Source organism: Pseudobutyrivibrio ruminis AD2017 (genome assembly GCF_000424305.1).
Taxonomy (GTDB): domain Bacteria; phylum Bacillota; class Clostridia; order Lachnospirales; family Lachnospiraceae; genus Pseudobutyrivibrio; species Pseudobutyrivibrio ruminis_B.
Window position 1 is genome coordinate 1 of record NZ_AUJQ01000005.1, and the last position, 16,574, is coordinate 16,574.

The 16,574-nt window shown below is 39.9% G+C and carries 15 protein-coding genes; 13 read left to right on the forward strand and 2 right to left on the reverse strand.

Translation table 11 applies throughout. The features are described from left to right. The 4 genes from G611_RS13740 to G611_RS0103540 form a co-directional block, all read left to right on the forward strand. On the forward strand, positions 1-238 hold a 238-nt coding region (locus tag G611_RS13740; protein WP_036948037.1), incomplete at its 5' end, for a transposase. Between the two features lie 731 nt (positions 239-969). After that, the gene (locus G611_RS15135; RefSeq protein ID WP_051195040.1) at positions 970-1,845 is read left to right on the forward strand and encodes a helix-turn-helix domain-containing protein; all 876 of its coding nucleotides are present in this window, start codon (positions 970-972) and stop codon (positions 1,843-1,845) included. An 88-nt stretch (positions 1,846-1,933) separates the two neighbouring features. Next, complete coding sequence (locus tag G611_RS0103535) at positions 1,934-2,305, forward strand: desulfoferrodoxin family protein (protein WP_028242452.1); 372 nt, start codon at positions 1,934-1,936, stop codon at positions 2,303-2,305. 93 nt (positions 2,306-2,398) lie between these two features. Continuing rightward, positions 2,399-2,893 carry a shikimate kinase gene (locus G611_RS0103540; protein WP_196801532.1) on the forward strand — a complete coding sequence of 165 codons (495 nt, stop codon included), beginning with the start codon at positions 2,399-2,401 and terminating at the stop codon, positions 2,891-2,893. A gap of 118 nt (positions 2,894-3,011) precedes the next feature. On the opposite strand, the gene G611_RS0103545 is transcribed toward G611_RS0103540, so the two are convergent. Beyond that, positions 3,012-3,716, reverse strand: coding sequence for a hypothetical protein (locus G611_RS0103545; protein WP_028242454.1), 705 nt, complete (start codon positions 3,714-3,716; stop codon positions 3,012-3,014). 178 nt (positions 3,717-3,894) lie between these two features. On the opposite strand from G611_RS0103545, the gene G611_RS15825 reads away from it, so the two are divergent. From G611_RS15825 to G611_RS0103565, 4 genes are read left to right on the forward strand one after another with little or no spacing between them, the layout of a single operon-like run. Then, a complete protein-coding gene (locus G611_RS15825) occupies positions 3,895-5,112 on the forward strand; it encodes a DUF6273 domain-containing protein (protein ID WP_028242455.1) in 1,218 nt (405 codons plus the stop codon). 9 nt (positions 5,113-5,121) lie between these two features. Continuing rightward, positions 5,122-5,877, forward strand: coding sequence for a GNAT family N-acetyltransferase (locus G611_RS13750; RefSeq protein ID WP_051195041.1), 756 nt, complete (start codon positions 5,122-5,124; stop codon positions 5,875-5,877). Between the two features lie 2 nt (positions 5,878-5,879). Then, positions 5,880-6,713 carry an AraC family transcriptional regulator gene (locus G611_RS0103560; RefSeq protein WP_028242456.1) on the forward strand — a complete coding sequence of 278 codons (834 nt, stop codon included), beginning with the start codon at positions 5,880-5,882 and terminating at the stop codon, positions 6,711-6,713. Continuing rightward, positions 6,713-7,690 carry an RNase H1/viroplasmin domain-containing protein gene (locus G611_RS0103565; RefSeq protein ID WP_028242457.1) on the forward strand — a complete coding sequence of 326 codons (978 nt, stop codon included), beginning with the start codon at positions 6,713-6,715 and terminating at the stop codon, positions 7,688-7,690. The genes G611_RS0103560 and G611_RS0103565 overlap by 1 nt, the downstream gene beginning before the upstream one ends. 9 nt (positions 7,691-7,699) lie before the next feature. Here G611_RS0103565 and G611_RS0103570 read toward each other — a convergent pair whose 3' ends face one another. Then, complete coding sequence (locus tag G611_RS0103570; RefSeq protein ID WP_028242458.1) at positions 7,700-8,737, reverse strand: aldo/keto reductase; 1,038 nt, start codon at positions 8,735-8,737, stop codon at positions 7,700-7,702. Positions 8,738-9,003: 266 nt separating this feature from the next. On the opposite strand from G611_RS0103570, the gene G611_RS0103575 reads away from it, so the two are divergent. The 5 genes from G611_RS0103575 (at position 9,004) to G611_RS13755 (ending at position 16,560) form a co-directional block, all read left to right on the forward strand. Then, positions 9,004-10,488: an L-fucose/L-arabinose isomerase family protein gene (locus tag G611_RS0103575; RefSeq protein WP_028242459.1), complete on the forward strand. Its 1,485-nt coding sequence runs from the start codon at positions 9,004-9,006 to the stop codon at positions 10,486-10,488. A 139-nt stretch (positions 10,489-10,627) separates the two neighbouring features. After that, positions 10,628-12,085: a xylulokinase gene (gene xylB, locus G611_RS0103580; RefSeq protein WP_028242460.1), complete on the forward strand. Its 1,458-nt coding sequence runs from the start codon at positions 10,628-10,630 to the stop codon at positions 12,083-12,085. Positions 12,086-12,511: 426 nt separating this feature from the next. After that, positions 12,512-13,729: an ROK family transcriptional regulator gene (locus G611_RS0103585; protein ID WP_051195042.1), complete on the forward strand. Its 1,218-nt coding sequence runs from the start codon at positions 12,512-12,514 to the stop codon at positions 13,727-13,729. 38 nt (positions 13,730-13,767) lie between these two features. After that, on the forward strand, positions 13,768-15,306 hold the full coding sequence (gene mmsA / locus G611_RS0103590; RefSeq protein ID WP_028242462.1) for a multiple monosaccharide ABC transporter ATP-binding protein: 1,539 nt from the start codon (positions 13,768-13,770) through the stop codon (positions 15,304-15,306). Positions 15,307-15,357: 51 nt separating this feature from the next. Beyond that, on the forward strand, positions 15,358-16,560 hold the full coding sequence (locus tag G611_RS13755; protein ID WP_036948042.1) for a sugar ABC transporter permease: 1,203 nt from the start codon (positions 15,358-15,360) through the stop codon (positions 16,558-16,560). Positions 16,561-16,574 lie beyond the last annotated feature (14 nt).

The following is a 16,574-nucleotide window of genomic DNA, read 5'->3' on the forward strand; positions in this document are numbered from 1 at the left end:
AGAATACATGGAAGCATGTGAAGACATAAGACACACTGAGGGAATGAAAGAATTATATTCCCATAGAAAAGAAACCATAGAAAGAATATTTGGAACAGCTAAAGAGAATCATGGTTTCAGATATACACAGATGTATGGCAAGGCGCGCATGAGAATGAAGGTTGCGCTTACTTTTGCATGTATGAATTTAAAGAAGCTTGCAAAAATACAGCAAGAATGGGAATTGAAAATGGCCTAGAAATAGGTCTTTTGAACTAAAAACCAAAAATTAATCTTAGAAAAAAGAAAAGGATGCTGCAAAACGGTGTTTTGCAGCATCCTCTTTGTCTACAGTCTGAGCCTTCAGACTTATGTCTGAAGGCTTTTTCTTTATATATTCAAATGGCTACAATCAGTAACTAGATGAAGAGTCTTCTAAGTGGAAAAATATCTTGTGTTATTATGTTTGACTATATATAATGGGCTTTGCCTGGTTGCGTGAGTTTAGGAAGGAACTATGTTATGAATTCGTTAATTCAGGTCGCTCAGCTAGCAGTGAATATTATTCGCTTGCTTTATGAAATCTGGCACGACCATCACGAAAGTGACCGCTAGTTGATCTAGACTAAAGATGCAGCAGAAGCTCTTGGAAGTGACAGTGTAGCTTGCAAGCTCAAACCGTTCAATTGAGACTACTAGAATCTTATGCAACCGGCAAGTCAGGCACCACAGAAGAGAGTGGAGCTGCATTATTTGACAAAAAACTAAGATGTGCTATTATATCTGTAACGAATTCATAGCAAAGGATAAAACCTTTCTAGGAAAGCAGCCTGAACAACTGCGACAGTTTAGCACCCTGCGGGGTGCTTTTTGTTTTATATCTATATTGTTTAAATCGCCTTAAATTTTAAGGCTATTTTGTATCATCTCGCTAAAATAGATTGCATAAATGTCCTTAATATTGCATCCTTATCTTAGGAGGGGATATCCATGAATAAGGAAAAGACAGGATTACTTATAAAATCTGCACGTCTGCAAAAGGGATATACGCAAACAGAATTAGGGGATATTTTAGGGGTATCAAATAAAGCAATATCACGTTGGGAAAATGGGGACAGTTTTCCAGATGTTGGTATTCTTGAAGATTTATCTAATTGTCTTGATATCAGTATTGAAGAGCTTGTCAGTGGTGAGCCTGATATTGATAAAGATAAAAGTCTTACAGCACTTTTAAGAATAGTAATAATACAGGCAAAGGATTCTATCATAAGAAAACAAGAATTAATAGCTAATATTGTTATCATGCTTATATTGATAATGAGATTTTATTTTTCATTTCTTTCGAGAAGGGGGTATAACTGGGATTTTAAGCTGGATATGGCACTCTTGATAATCTGTTTCGTGGGAGTGGCATTAAGGATTGTGAAGGGCAGAATCATTTGTAGCTATTTAAGATATAAACAATTTTTTATTTTAAATATAATTATATTGCTAATATCCATAGTTAGCATAGTTGTTATGTATACAGGCTTTATTTATTGGGAGCATATAGTTACTTTTGTTAAACCAGAAAATCTAGGTCCGACACTCTCTAGGGTGTTTGGAATTATTGCATTACTTAATATAGGATTATTTGAGTATGAGTGGCTTAAGATAAAAAATACCAGGACGGTATCTTTAATAATGGCTTTCGTTAGTTTAGCTAATGTATTTCTATGCATCTCTTACAGAGAGTTGATGGGCTCAGTATTAACCATAGATTATGCAGTGCAATCAATAGGAGTTATAACTACTTCAATTATAATATCCACCATAGCAGCAATCACTGTTGAAATGTTTTTGAAGGAATATGTCAATAAACAGTGAAATGTGATGTTTTCTGCTCAGAAATATGGTATAAGGTATTTATAGGTATTTTTACCATTACTGGCGTAAAAGTAAAAGGAGGTCGGGGATGAAATTTTATGTATGTAGCGTATGTGGCAACTTTGTTAGCATGATTAAGGAATCGGGGGCTCCTATGACATGCTGTGGACAGAAGATGAAGGAATTAGTTCCTGGAACATCTGATGGAGCGGTAGAGAAGCATGTACCTGTATTCAAAGTTGAAGGCAACAAAGTTACAGTTACAGTTGGTTCTGTAGAGCATCCAATGGCACCAGAGCATTACATTGAGTGGATTGCTATTGAGACTGCACAGGGGGCTCAGCGCAAGGTGCTTAATCCTGGGGATAAGCCATGTGCAGAGTTCTTGCTTACTGATGGCGATTCAGTGGTTGGCGTATATGCATATTGCAACCTGCATGGTCTTTGGAAAGCAGAATAATTAAAATTATTTGGCCTGGCTCAAGCTAGGCCTTTCTTTTTGCAGTCTGTTATGGCATAATATTTCCAATTTATTAGGCATGAGGAGAATATTATGAAAGAAAACATTGTTTTGATTGGAATGCCAGGGGTTGGAAAAAGCACACTGGGAGTTGTACTTGCAAAGGAATTAGGATTTCAGTTTGTTGATGCTGATTTGCTTATTCAGGAACGTGAAAATCGTCTTTTAAAGGAGATAATAGCCGAAGATGGAGTAGAAGGCTTCCTTAAGATTGAAAACGACGTTAATGCCTCAATAATAGCCGAAAAGACGGTAATTGCTACTGGAGGAAGCGTCATTTACGGAAGTGATGCTATGGAGCATTTGAAGGAAATTGGAACAGTGGTTTATCTTAAGCTTGATTATGAAACTCTTGATAGCCGATTGGGGAATCTTAAGGGACGTGGCGTAGTTTTAAAGGACGGCCAGACACTTAAGGATTTATATAATGAAAGAATTCCTCTCTACGAGAAATATGCCGATGTGATTGTAGACGAGGGTGGTCTGGACCTGGAACAAACCTTGACCCAGGTTTTAAAGCAACTATAAAAGGCCATTATAAAAGCCATCTAGTAGGTAACAAGCTCAAATATTTCTTAAGCGAAGCTTTCTATGCTGAGCGAAGAAATAATTTGGCTTGTTACCGTAACTAGATGGCTTTAGTTTATTATCTTTCAGATACTTTCTTGTATCCAGTCTTTACCAGCCACTTCTGGTCAATGACTTTGATTTCATCGCCAAATGCGATGTGAAGTCTTACAGATGATGGCTGTTTTTCTATTTCTTTTACAGTGCCTTCGCCAAACTTTGGATGAGATACTGTATCTCCGATTTCGTATTTAACCTTTGCGTTTTCCATGTTCTTATAAGCACGCTGAGTACGGTATGTATCAAGCATCTGTACCTGTGCGTGATTAACGCTAGGACGCTTTAATACTGAATCATAGTCAACCTTCTTGAGGCTCTGGCCTTCTACATAATAGTCTGAAGGGATGGCGCCAATTAAACTGCAGCAATATTTCCAAGCGCTACCGTGAACACCTGGCTGCCAGGTATATTCATTAGGTATGCTGATGTGTCGTGTCATGTAGTGTGCGTATTCGTGCTTGTAGAGATTAATGCGGTCTGTTTTTGATAATTGCTCATTTAAGCAAAAGCCGATAAAGAATAATGAGAACTGGAACTGTTCTTCATCATCATAAGATGGTGGAAGATAAGAGCCTAATGCCTTTTCATCCATTCCAAAGGTGATAGGAACCTCAGCACCGTGTAAACCAAGCTTGTGGTCTAATACGGAGTAAAGTGCAGTGATTTCTGCTCTAAGCACTGGTTCCTCATCGTGTAACATTTTGAACATTTGTTGCTTAGTCATTGTGTCTCCTTAAAAATCGATATAACTTACAAAAAAATAGTATATCAACTGAATTTGATTTTTACAATTAAAGGTGATAATTTTGTTAATTTTTCTTGATAAGTTTGACTTTGAAAATGCCGAATATTAGTATAAAAATATAAAGGGGAGTGTGACATTAGTTAAGAGGAGTTAAGCTATGAAGAAAAATTTTGGTGGGATAAAAAAGCTTTTAGCTTTGGCGCTAGTTGCTGTTACAGTGATTAGTGCAGCTGTGCCAACACTTGAGGCAGAAGCAGCAAAAAAGAAATCATCAGGCTCAACTTATGCAGTTGGTGATGATATAGCTTTTGGACATCTTGATGGCTCAATTTTAAGCTGGACATTGTTATCTTATGATGACACTACTAAGACAGCTCTTGTTATATCCAAAAAGGGGCTAAGCTCAAAGTCTATCGTAGATTATAGAAAGGCAATTGAGAATGTATACAAAATAGCAGGAAAACCACCTGCTTACGTTAGATGGTCAGAAAACTATTGGAGAGGCTGGCTTAATCAAACCTTCTATAAGAATTGTTTTAATGAAAACGAAAGAGCAAAGATTGTAAAAACTACACTTACAGCAGAAGCAGCAAAGAGTAGCTTGCAGAACTTTTATCACGACAATACCTTAGATGCATATTACATCGCAAACGGTAAGAAGAATCCTATGTTTATGGATATTTATGATTCGCAGACTACAAGCGCAGATTATCTTTTCTTCTTGTCCACAGATGAATATACAACCTATAAGGATACTATAAAATATGAGCATGCTTATTGGCCTCTTAGAACTAATGCTTATGATGATCCTGGTCAGGGACTGTTTGTTAATGAGACAACTAAACTGATTGAAAGAAACTATTATTATGGTGGAGATTCAATCCGACCAGCAATGTACGTAAAGCTGGGAGAGCCTGAGCAGGATACAGAAGATTCTAGTAGTGATAAGAATTCAACAGCTTCAAAAAATGAAAACTCTAGTTCTGCTAAGATATCAGCGTCAAAGAGTAGTTCAACAACTGCTTCAAATACTGAAAAAACAACAAAAACAGCAGCAGCTACAACTACCAAAAAGTCTACAACAAAAAGCTTTGCTAACAATGGAACAAACATAGGAAACATTACTTTGCCAGATGATGCTTCATATTCATTAAAGCCAGGGGCAACAGCTCAGGTGGCTTTGGATATGGAATATTTAAATAGCACTGACAAGCAGTATAATGTTACTTACAAATCTTCCGATGCAAATGTTTTTACTGTAGATTCCAGCGGAGTAATAACAGCAGTAGCATCAGGTACAGCTAATGTTACTGTGCGCATGAAAAAATCAAATGGCAAGGTTTATACTATGTCTTGCCGAATCGACGTGACCTAGGAGTAATTTGTGACAACTGACAATTATCTACGTAAAACTATAATTATAAATAATGTAAAGGATTTACAGCCTGACTATGCAGAGGGCACTTTGGTGCTTACTGAAAGTCAGGCTGTTGTTGATGAGTGCAATTTACGAAATCTCCCTGTGGCAGGCATTGATACTGTGGATGGAACAGGCCTTAATTGCAGCCAGCTGTTGATAGATGTAGATGAAATAGAAGATGAGGATATGGAGAGAATCTACAGAAGGTGTGCTGGCATACCTTGGACTATCGCATATACGAATCGATGCCTTATAAGAGAATACTGCGAGAATGATTTGGATGATTTGTTTGAATTATATGCCATGCCTCACATGACTGATTATATGGAGCCTCTTTTTGAATATGAAGAGGAACGAACCTATGAAAAAAACTATATAGAATACATTTATAAGCTATATGGTTTCGGAATGTGGTTGATTTTCGACAGATTCACAGGTAAATTAATAGGTAGAGCAGGAATCGAAGTTCGTGACACCTGCGATAAAGAAAATCAGGCGGAGCTAGGATTTGCTATCAGTCCAGACAGATGGAGGCAGGGGCTTGCATTTGAGGTTTGTTCAAAGATAGTGGAACTAGCAAAGGAGGAATATGGCCTGAGCAGTCTTATTGCAAGATGTGATCCTGATAACGAAGCCAGCAAGGGACTTTTGGCAAAGCTGGGGTTCACACAGGTTGGCTTTGAAGCTGACGGAGATTGTAGGTTTTTTAGGGAGATTTAAGAATGGATTTAAAAGATTATCAGCATGAAGTTATAGTGACTGATGAGGGGCTGCCATTTAAGCTATTTGCCTTTGAAGGGCAGGATGGCGGCTATATTAGAGATAAGCATTGGCATCGCTCTATCGAGATTTTTGCTGTTTGGGAAGGAAAGCTGGAATTCACTTTGCATGACAAAAGATTTCCTCTTACAAATGGTGAGTTTGTTATTGTTAACAGCAACGAGGTGCACAGTATTTTGGCACCAGAACCAAATAGGACTGTAGTTTTACAGATACCTCACGAAACATTTGCAGATTATTTTACAGATGATCAGTTCATCTGGTTTTCCCATGGAGATAGGGAAACAGACCATAGAGTATTTACTTTGTTACAGGAAATGTACCTCATTTATACAAATGGGGAGGAGGCTAATAAGCTTCAGGTTCTTTCCCTTTATTACGAAATGCTTTACATCCTTGTAACTAAATATCGTAAGTTTAACGTAAACGAGGAAATCCTCAAGAACAGTAAGCAGCTAAAAAAGCTTTCAAATATTACAAGATATATGAAGGACCATTACGCTGACAGCCTTACACTTGAATCCATGGCGGCTCAGTTTAATTATTCCCCATCATATCTTTCAAGAATGTTCCAGAAGCATGCAGGAATTAATTTTAAGGATTACTTGCTGGGCATCAGACTGGAGCATGCTGTAAGAGAATTAGAGGAAACGAGTAACCAGATTGTGGATATTGCGCTTGGAAATGGATTCCCAAATTCCAAGGCTTTTTCCAATGCCTTCAGGGATAAGTATGGGGTTTTACCTAGCGAATACAGAAGGAGCAAAGAGAGTTAATGGCCAAAAAGGTTTATGCAATAAAGGCAGGCAGAAAGCCTGGAATATATAACACATGGGACGAGGCAAAGGCTCAGGTAGATGGCTTTAAAGGGGCTATCTACAAGGGCTTTACTTCTATGGAAGAAGCTAAGGCTTTTATGGAAGGCGCCACCACTTCTGCTAGTGGCGCCGCTAAATCCACAGCTGTTAAAAATGATATAGTTTCATCCAAGGTAGCCTATGAGAATCTTCAGAAGGTTACTGTTGAAGATGGGGGCAAGTTCAATATTATGGACGACACTATCAAGGAGCAGTGCCTTGATAAGGTGACTCTTGTATCAAAGGCCTTCAAGACAGCCTTCGCAAACCCAGTTGATGTGGAATTAATAAACAGTAACGAGGATGTACAGACTCTTAAGTCGCGTTATGGATATGATTTTTCAGATATAAATACAAGTGAAAATATCGTCTTCGTTGATGGAGGCGGAGATAAGGTGGGCGCTAATTTTGAAAGCACCCGTATTCTTTTTGGAGTTGTTTTTTATGACGCTAGCAAAAATCAATTATCTATGTATCGCTACGCCTTGGAACGTGGCACAGATTTTGACTGGCTGTTTAGAGCCAGCAACGTAGCTGGAGAAGAGTTGGCTGCATTGTTTGCCATCTATATCGCAAACAGATTAGGCTTAAAGCAGCTTCATATCTATCAGGACAACAATCTTCCTGCCAAATACTATTCTGGCGCATTCAAGAAAATCCACAAGCTGGATGATTACATGCTTCAGATTTTCATCAACGCCAGCATTCAGTATTTAAAGCAGGGCATGGATATTAATTTCTTGTATGTTCCTTCTGAGCATGCTGCCTACAAGGACAAAGCAAAGGCAGCAAAAGGCAGAAGCGTCTACGAATCTCAGGACATCCCTAAGGTTCCTTTTGAAATGGCAGAATTCCTAAACGGAGTATCAGACAGACTGGCGGATTACCGCCAGTAAGCCTGGTTTTTATTGTACAGTTCTATTTCCTGCCAATACCTCGTGATAATCCTCAAGGTTCTTTCTAAGAAGGGTTGGGATTTGGAGCTCGTATGGGCAGTGAGTCATGCACTTGCCACAGTCAACGCAGTCGTTGATTTTTTCCATTTCGGCCTGCCAGTAGTCGCTTAACCATGAAGCACTAGGGGCGCGGCGAAGCATTAGAGACATGCGGTTACACTGGTTGATTTGTATACCAACTGTACATGGCATGCAATATCCGCAGCCTCGACAGAATTCGCCCATAAGCTCTGAGCGTTCTTTATCGATGAATGCCTTTATTTCATCATCCATTTCTGGAGTGCTATCCATGAATTCTAACCACTCATCTAATTCAGATTCGCGCTGAATTCCCCAGATAGGAACAACTCCATCAAACTGAGAGACGAAAGCCATAGCAGCCTTTGAATTAGTAATAAGTCCTCCGGCTAAGCCCTTCATGCCGATAAATCCCATGTTGTGTTCGTTACAAAGCTTGATAAGCTCTATTTCCTTGTCAGTTGCAATGTAGCTCATAGGATATTGTAAGGTCTCGTAAAGACCTGATTCGATAATGTCTCTTGCAACACCCAGCTTATGAGCAGTGCCTGCAATGTGACGAATCTTGCCCTGGGCTTTGGCTTCAAGCATGCACTCGTACAATCCAGTGCCATCTCCAGGCTTAAAGCATTCAGGCATCATGTGGAACTGATATATGTCGATGTAATCAGTTTTTAGATTGGTAAGAGAGGTGTCTAAATCCTTCCAAAAATCCTCTGGTGTTTTTGCAGCAGTCTTTGTGGCGATGATAATATCTTCACGCTTAACATAGCCTGTGCCGAAGGCCTCTCCAAGCTTTATTTCACTGTCAGAATATGCTCTTGCAGTATCAAAAAATCGCATACCACCGTCGTATGCTTTTCTAAGAATCTTAACCGCCTCATCAACAGATACGCGCTGAATTGGAAGAGCGCCAAATCCGTTCTGAGGAACCTTTATGCCAGTACTTCCTAAAATGATTTCCTTCATATGAAATCCTCCTTTTAAAGATATTATAAGTGAAAGATTGAAATACTCAATGGAAAACTTATTATTATTCACAGTCAACAAAGGCGTTGAGTGCACTAAGGGGCAATCGGGGTGGATAAATAATAAAGACAAAAAATTGACATCACATAGTAAAGATTTAAAAGTCTCATAAATATTTTGTTTGATATTATGACATTATCAAATAAAACGTTTATGAGGCTTTATTTTTTGTAAAAGGAGCCGGTATTTTAAGGAGGGTAATTAAAATGACAAACATGCCAAATGTAAAAATTGGTGTAGTAGCAGTTTCTCGTGACTGCTTTCCAGAAAGCTTATCAGTAAATAGAAGAAAGGCACTTATCGAGGCTTATACAAAGAAGTACGGTTCAGAGCACATCTATGAGTGCCCAGTATGTATCGTAGAGAGCGAAATCCACATGGTACAGGCTCTTGAGGATATCAAGAAAGCTGGATGTAACGCACTTTGCGTATACCTTGGAAACTTTGGTCCAGAAATCTCTGAGACACTTCTTGCTAAGCACTTTGATGGACCTAAGATGTTCTGTGCAGCAGCTGAGGAGTCAGGCAACAGCTTATTAGATGGCAGAGGAGATGCTTACTGCGGTATGCTTAACGCAAGCTACAACTTACAGCTTCGTAACATCAAGGCTTACATACCAGAGTATCCAGTAGGAGATGCTGAGGATTGTGCAGATATGATTCACGATTTCGAGCCAATTGCTCGTGCCGTAATCGCACTTTCAGACCTTAAGATTATCAGCTTTGGACCACGTCCACTTAACTTCCTTGCTTGCAACGCACCAATCAAGCAGCTTTACAACCTTGGTGTTGAAATCGAGGAGAACTCAGAACTTGATCTTTTCGAAGCATTCAACAAGCATGAAGGTGATAGCCGTATTCCAGAGGTTGTTGCAGACATGGAGAAGGAGCTTGGCGCTGGTAACAAGAAGCCAGAGGTTCTTGCTAAGCTTGCTCAGTACGAGCTTACACTTAAGGATTGGGTAAGAGATCACAAGGGATATCGTAAATACGTAGCAATCGCTGGCAAGTGCTGGCCTGCATTCCAGACACAGTTTGGTTTTGTTCCTTGCTATGTAAACTCTCGTCTTACAGGTGAAGGAATCCCTGTATCTTGCGAGGTTGATATCTACGGATGTCTTTCAGAGTTCATCGGTACAGTTGTATCAGAGGATGTTGTTACACTTCTTGATATCAACAACTCAGTACCAAAGGATATGTACAACGAGGAAATCAAGGGTAAGACAAACTACACACTTGAGGATACATTCATGGGATTCCACTGCGGAAATACATGCTCTAAGAAGCTTGCATTCTGCGAGATGAGAAACCAGAAGATTATGGCTCGTTCACTTCCAGTAGAAGTTACAAACGGAACACTTGAAGGCGATATCGCTCCAGGTGAAATCACATTCTACAGACTTCAGTCTACAGCTGACAACATCCTTCGTGCTTATATTGCACAGGGCGAGGTTCTTCCAGTTGCAACTAAGTCATTCGGTTCAATCGGTGTATTCGCTATTCCTGAAATGGGACGCTTCTATCGTCACTGGTTAATCGAGAAGGGATTCCCACATCACGGAGCTGTTGCATTCGGACACTTTGGAAAGGCTCTCTTTGAGGTATTCAAGTACATTGGAGTAGAGGTTGATGAAATCGGATACAACCAGCCTGCAGGCGTACGTTACCCTACAGAGAATCCTTGGAGATAATTTATGGCTTCCCCTTGAGGGGAAGCTGTCACCGCAGGTGACTGATGAGGTGTTGTAACTATAGGCGCCCCTCATCCACCGCTAGCGCGGTCTCCCTTCCCCCTTAGGGGGAAGGCTTTTTTATAAAGGAGAAAATATTATGTATTATATTGGTGTAGATCTTGGTACATCAGCCGTAAAGCTTCTTCTTATGGAAGGCAACGGCGATATCAAGAAAATCGTTTCAAAAGAATACGCGCTAAGCTTCCCACATCCAGGTTGGTCTGAGCAGAAGCCAGAGGACTGGTGGACTCAGGTAGTAGCTGGTATTAAGGAGCTTACTTCAGAGGTTGATAAGGCACAGGTTGCCGGTATTTCATTCGGTGGACAGATGCACGGTCTTGTAACACTTGATGCTGATGATAATGTTATCCGTCCAGCTATCCTTTGGAATGACGGACGTACAGGGAAAGAGACTGAATATCTTAACAACGTAATTGGAAAGGATAAGCTTTCTCAGTACACAGCAAACATCGCATTCGCTGGTTTCACAGCTCCAAAGATTCTTTGGATGCAGGAGAACGAGCCAGAACTTTGGGCAAAGGTTGCAAAGATTATGCTTCCTAAGGATTACATTGCTTACAAACTTTCTGGAAGCTTCTGTACAGATTATTCAGATGCCAGCGGTATGCTTCTTTTAGATGTTAAGAACCGTTGCTGGAGCAAGGAAATGATGGACATCTGCCACGTTTCAGCGGCTCAGCTTCCAAAGCTTTATGAAAGCTACGAAGTAGTAGGAACAATCAAGCCAGAAGTAGCTTCAGAGCTCGGCTTTACAAATGATGTTAAGATTATCGCAGGTGCTGGCGACAATGCTGCAGCAGCTGTTGGTACTGGTACAGTAGGAGAGGGCAAGTGCAACCTTTCAATCGGTACATCTGGTACAATCTTCATCTCTAGCAAGAACTTTACAGTAGACCCTGCAAACGCACTTCACTCATTTGACCACGCTGATGGTGGCTATCACCTTATGGGATGTATGCTTTCAGCTGCATCTTGCAACAAGTGGTGGATGGATGAAATCCTTAAGACTAAGGATTACCCAGCAGAGCAGGCAGGCATCAAGAATCTTGGTGAGAACCGTGTATTCTACCTTCCATACCTTATGGGAGAGCGTAGCCCACACAACAATCCAGATGCACGTGCTATGTTCATTGGTATGTCTATGGACACAACTCGTGAGGATATGACACAGGCTGTTCTTGAAGGTGTTGCTTTCGGTCTTCGTGATTCACTTGAAGTTGCTAGAAGCCAGGGAATTAAGATTGAGCGTTCTAAGATTTGCGGCGGTGGTGCAAAGAGCCCATTATGGCAGCAGATTATCGCTTCAGTTATGAACCTTAAGCTTGATATCCTTGAAAATGAGGAAGGACCAGGACTTGGTGGTGCTATTCTTGCAGCAGTAGGATGCGGAGAGTATGCATCAGTAGAAGAGGCTTGCGAAAAGCTTGTAAAGGTTAAGACTACAGTTGAGCCTGATCCAGAATTAATTCGTAAATACGAAGAGAGATATCAGGAGTTCAAGAAGCTTTACCCTACAGTAAAGAGCTTATTCTAATTTTTAAAGTGTAAATTAAAATAGAATTCTAAAATAAAAAGGTTCTGTGACCAGAAATAATTGGCCACAGAATCTTTTTTTCTAAAGTATCTGAGTGAAAAAGTCAATAGCATATTTTTGTTATAGCAATAGCAAAAATATACTAATTGAGCATTTTGGTGATTATCCTCCCCCGAAATGCTCAAATAATCATTTACTAAAACCTTTAAACTCCCCAAATGATGATTAGGTTACATGAAAATACTCATATAATGTCGCAAAATATTGATAATTGTCTGCTTTTTACAAAATATTCGAAGGAAAATCACTAAGATTCACAAAAATCAAATAATTTTGTCAATTATATTGACCGAAGCCCACTCATGAATTAATGTGTTAACAACGTTAAGTAATTAACTCTTGAAATACAATTTCTGGAGAGAAGGTATGGACAAAATAAAAGAGGTAGCGGGGAACAATACAAACGATTTAGTGGAAATGAATCGTTCAGCTATTGTTAGAATACTCCAACAGACTGATGGTTGTTCGAGGGCAGATATAGCAAAAATGACCGGTCTTACGCAAGCATCCGTCACAAAAATTGTTGCAGTTCTCATTGAAATGGGAATTGTTTCTGAAGTGGGATTTGTCAGGGGCAATGGCAATCGTCGGTCCATTGGGCTTAGACTAAATGCAGAAGAGAATCTGGTTATTGGGGTAAAGTTTTCAAGGCACGTTTTTTCAATAGGGGTTTTTGATATTTGTGGAAAAAATTACACGAAGCAGGAAACAGAATTTGGTTTAGATGAATTTGCAGAAGATGTTTTAGCTGAAATGAAAAAACAAATTCATGAACTGCTTAATAAATACAAAAACATTGTTGCAATTGGAATGGCAGTACCTGGGCCTTATTTAAGAAAAGAAGGTCGAATAGCCATGGTTACAAGGATGCCAAGCTGGCATGATGTAAATTTTATCGATGAGTTCCAAAACGAATTTGATAAGCCATTTTTTATCGAGCAGGATGCTAATGCGGGTGCACTTGCTGAATGGTGGTTTGGAAATCATGGAAGACCATTAAATTCACTTACCTACTTCCTTGTGGGAGAGGGGGTTGGTTCAGGGATAGTTGATCACGACAGATTGTTGCTTGGAAATTTAGGCATAGCAAGTGAGATAGGACACGTCAGTATAGATGTAAAGGGACCAGCCTGTGAGTGTGGTAACAGAGGCTGTTTGGAGCTGTATTGTTCAGCCACAGCCATGCTGAAGAAAGCCAAAAAGCTTCTTCCTGAAATTTTTCAGGAGGAAATCACAAATAGATGGGAAGCATGCAATAAAGTTTTTATTGCTGCAAAGGAGGGTAATGAAAAAGCTCTCAAATTGGTAGATGAAATAGCTGAGTACATAGGCTACGGATGTGTAACTTTAATTAATAGTTATGATCCAGAAATTATTGTCATTGGTGACAGCATTTCACAGGGGGGAAGTCTTCTACTTCCAACAATAAACAGGATTGTGAAGGAGAGGATTTTACCAGAAATCAGCAGTAGGGTGCAGATAAAAATATCAGAGCTTACAATCGACCCTACACTTTACGGTGCAGCTGCAATAGCAACTGACAAAATGCTTAGGAAACCAAGCGAGTATCTAGTTAGAAAATAGAGCTTGTTTTAGGTAATAAAAGGGAGGAAGTATTAACTATGGAAGGCAATTCTTATATCCTTCAGATGCAGGGGATTACAAAAGAATTTCCAGGTGTACGAGCGTTGGATGATGTAAATCTCAATGTTCACACAGGCTCCATTCACGCGATATGCGGAGAAAACGGAGCAGGAAAATCCACGCTGATGAAGGTTCTGTCAGGTGTTTACCCATATGGTACCTACGATGGGCAAATCATATATATGGGCCAGGAAATGAAATTCAAAAACATCAAAGAATCCGAAAATGCAGGCATTGCAATCATTCATCAGGAATTGACAATGATTCCTGAGCTCTCAATTACTGAGAACATTTTTATGGGAAATGAAATTACTCATAAGGGATTGATTGACTGGGCAGAGGAGAGATCTAGAACAAGTGAAATCCTCAAAAAAGTTGGACTTACAATTAACCCGGATACATTAATCAAGCACCTTGGTGTAGGGCAACAGCAGTTGGTAGAAATTGCAAAGGCCTTATCAAAAAACGTAAAGCTTTTGATTTTGGATGAGCCAACATCAGCATTGAATGAAGCAGATTCAGCAAATCTATTAGAGTTGATGAAGGGGCTAAGAGATAAGGGAATCACATGTATTATGATTTCCCACAAATTAAACGAAATAGCAGAGGTATCTGATGCGGTAACAGTTATTCGTGACGGACACACAGTGGAAAGCTATGATGTGGAAGCCGGCAAGGTTGACGAGGATCAAATCATAAAATCCATGGTTGGTCGTTCAATCGAAAATAGATATCCAGAACACACACCAAAGATTGGTGATGTTATTTTTGAAGTAGATAACTGGTGTATCGAGGACCCTGAGGTGGCTGGCAGAATGGTTTGCAAGAATGCAAGCTTTAACGTAAGAGCTGGTGAAATCGTTGGATTTGCAGGCCTTATGGGTGCAGGCAGAACCGAGCTAATGCGTTCTATTTTTGGAAGAAATTATGGGATTTATAAAAGCGGAGATGTAAAAATAAAGGGACGTAAGGTGAAGCTTACCTCTGTTGAGCAGGCAATAAAAAACGGAATTGCATATGTTCCTGAGGATAGAAAAAATCTAGGTCTTAATCTGCTGGATTCCATCCGAAAAACTGTTGTTTCAGCTGACTTAGACAAGATTACAAGAAGTGGTCTTTTAAGCCTGGATATGGAGCAGTCAGCAGCGGAGGAATATAGACAATCACTTAAGATAAAGACTTCAAGTATTGATGTTGGAGTAACCACTCTTTCAGGTGGAAATCAGCAGAAGGTAGTCCTTTCAAAATGGATGTTTACCGAGCCTGATATTCTGATTTTGGATGAGCCTACACGAGGAATTGACGTAGGAGCAAAATACGAAATCTACAAGCTTATTCATCAGCTGGCTGATCAGGGAAAAGCGGTAATTCTAGTATCTTCAGAGCTTCCAGAGCTACTTGGAATGGCAGATAGAATTTACACACTTTTCGAGGGAGCAATCACAGGTGAGATGATGAGCTATGAAGCAAATCAGGAAAGCTTGATGAAGAAAATGACAATCACATCAAACACATAACTACGTACAAAAGACACGATAGTTTGATATTTTGAAAGGAAGGATAGATTTATGAAATATATAAAACAGGTATTAGGCGGAGATCTTCGCCAATACACAATGGTAGTTGCGTTAGGCTTATTGATACTTATTTTTAATGTAATATCAGATGGAAGAATGCTTACATCATCAAACTTCCAGAATCTTTTATCTGGTAACGCATACGTCCTTGTGCTTGCACTTGGAATGCTTATGGTAATCGTAATTGGTCAAATTGATTTGTCAGTTGGTTCTGTGGCGGGCTTCGCCGGAATGGTAATGGCACTGGTGGCAAAAAACTATAATGTACCTTGGTGGGTAGCGGTTCTTATTGCTCTTGCTATTGGTATTTTAGCTGGTGCTTGGCATGGTTTCTTCCTGTCACAGCTTGGAATACCAGGCTTCATCACAACACTTGGTGGCATGATGATTTTCCGCGGCGGAGTTATTTGGATTTCACGTTCAATCTCAGTTCCAGCTCCAGAAGAGCTTAAATGGTTCGGCGCTGGTTACTTACCAGAATGGGGACCTACATTTACAGGAATGAACAATTCTACACTCCTTCTTGGAATTATTGGCATTGTATGCTATGCAGTAGCACAGATTCGTAAATACAATAGCTCAAAGAATAGTGCCGTAGGTGCAACCCCACTTTGGGCAGTAGTCACAAGAATCGTTCTTATGACAGTACTTATCGGATATTTTACATACCTTTTTGGTTCAGGAAGAGTAGGAACATCATTCCCTGTACCAGGACTTATCCTTTTACTATTAACAATTATTTACCACATCATTACACAGCGTACAAAGTTTGGTCGACACGTATATGCGGTTGGAGGTAACAAGGCTGCAGCAGCTTTATCTGGTGTAAATGTAAAGAGAACATATTTCCTTACAATGATGAACATGTCATTCCTTGCAGCAGTTGCAGGTATCCTTTTCGTAGGACGTTCAACAGCAGCAGGCCCTGCAGATGGTACTTCATGGGAGATGGATGCTATCGCTTCTGTATTCATCGGTGGTGCAGCAGTATCAGGTGGTGTAGGTACAATTCTTGCTACTATCGTTGGTGGTATGGTAATGGCAGTACTTAACAACGGACTTATGCTTATGGGTGTTGGTGCCGATAAGACACAGGTTATTAAGGGCTTCGTACTTCTTGCAGCAGTAGCATTTGATGTATATAACAAAAAGACTGGGAAGAGTTCTATCATAGGTAGAATTCTTTCAAAATAAAAAAATTAGGAGGA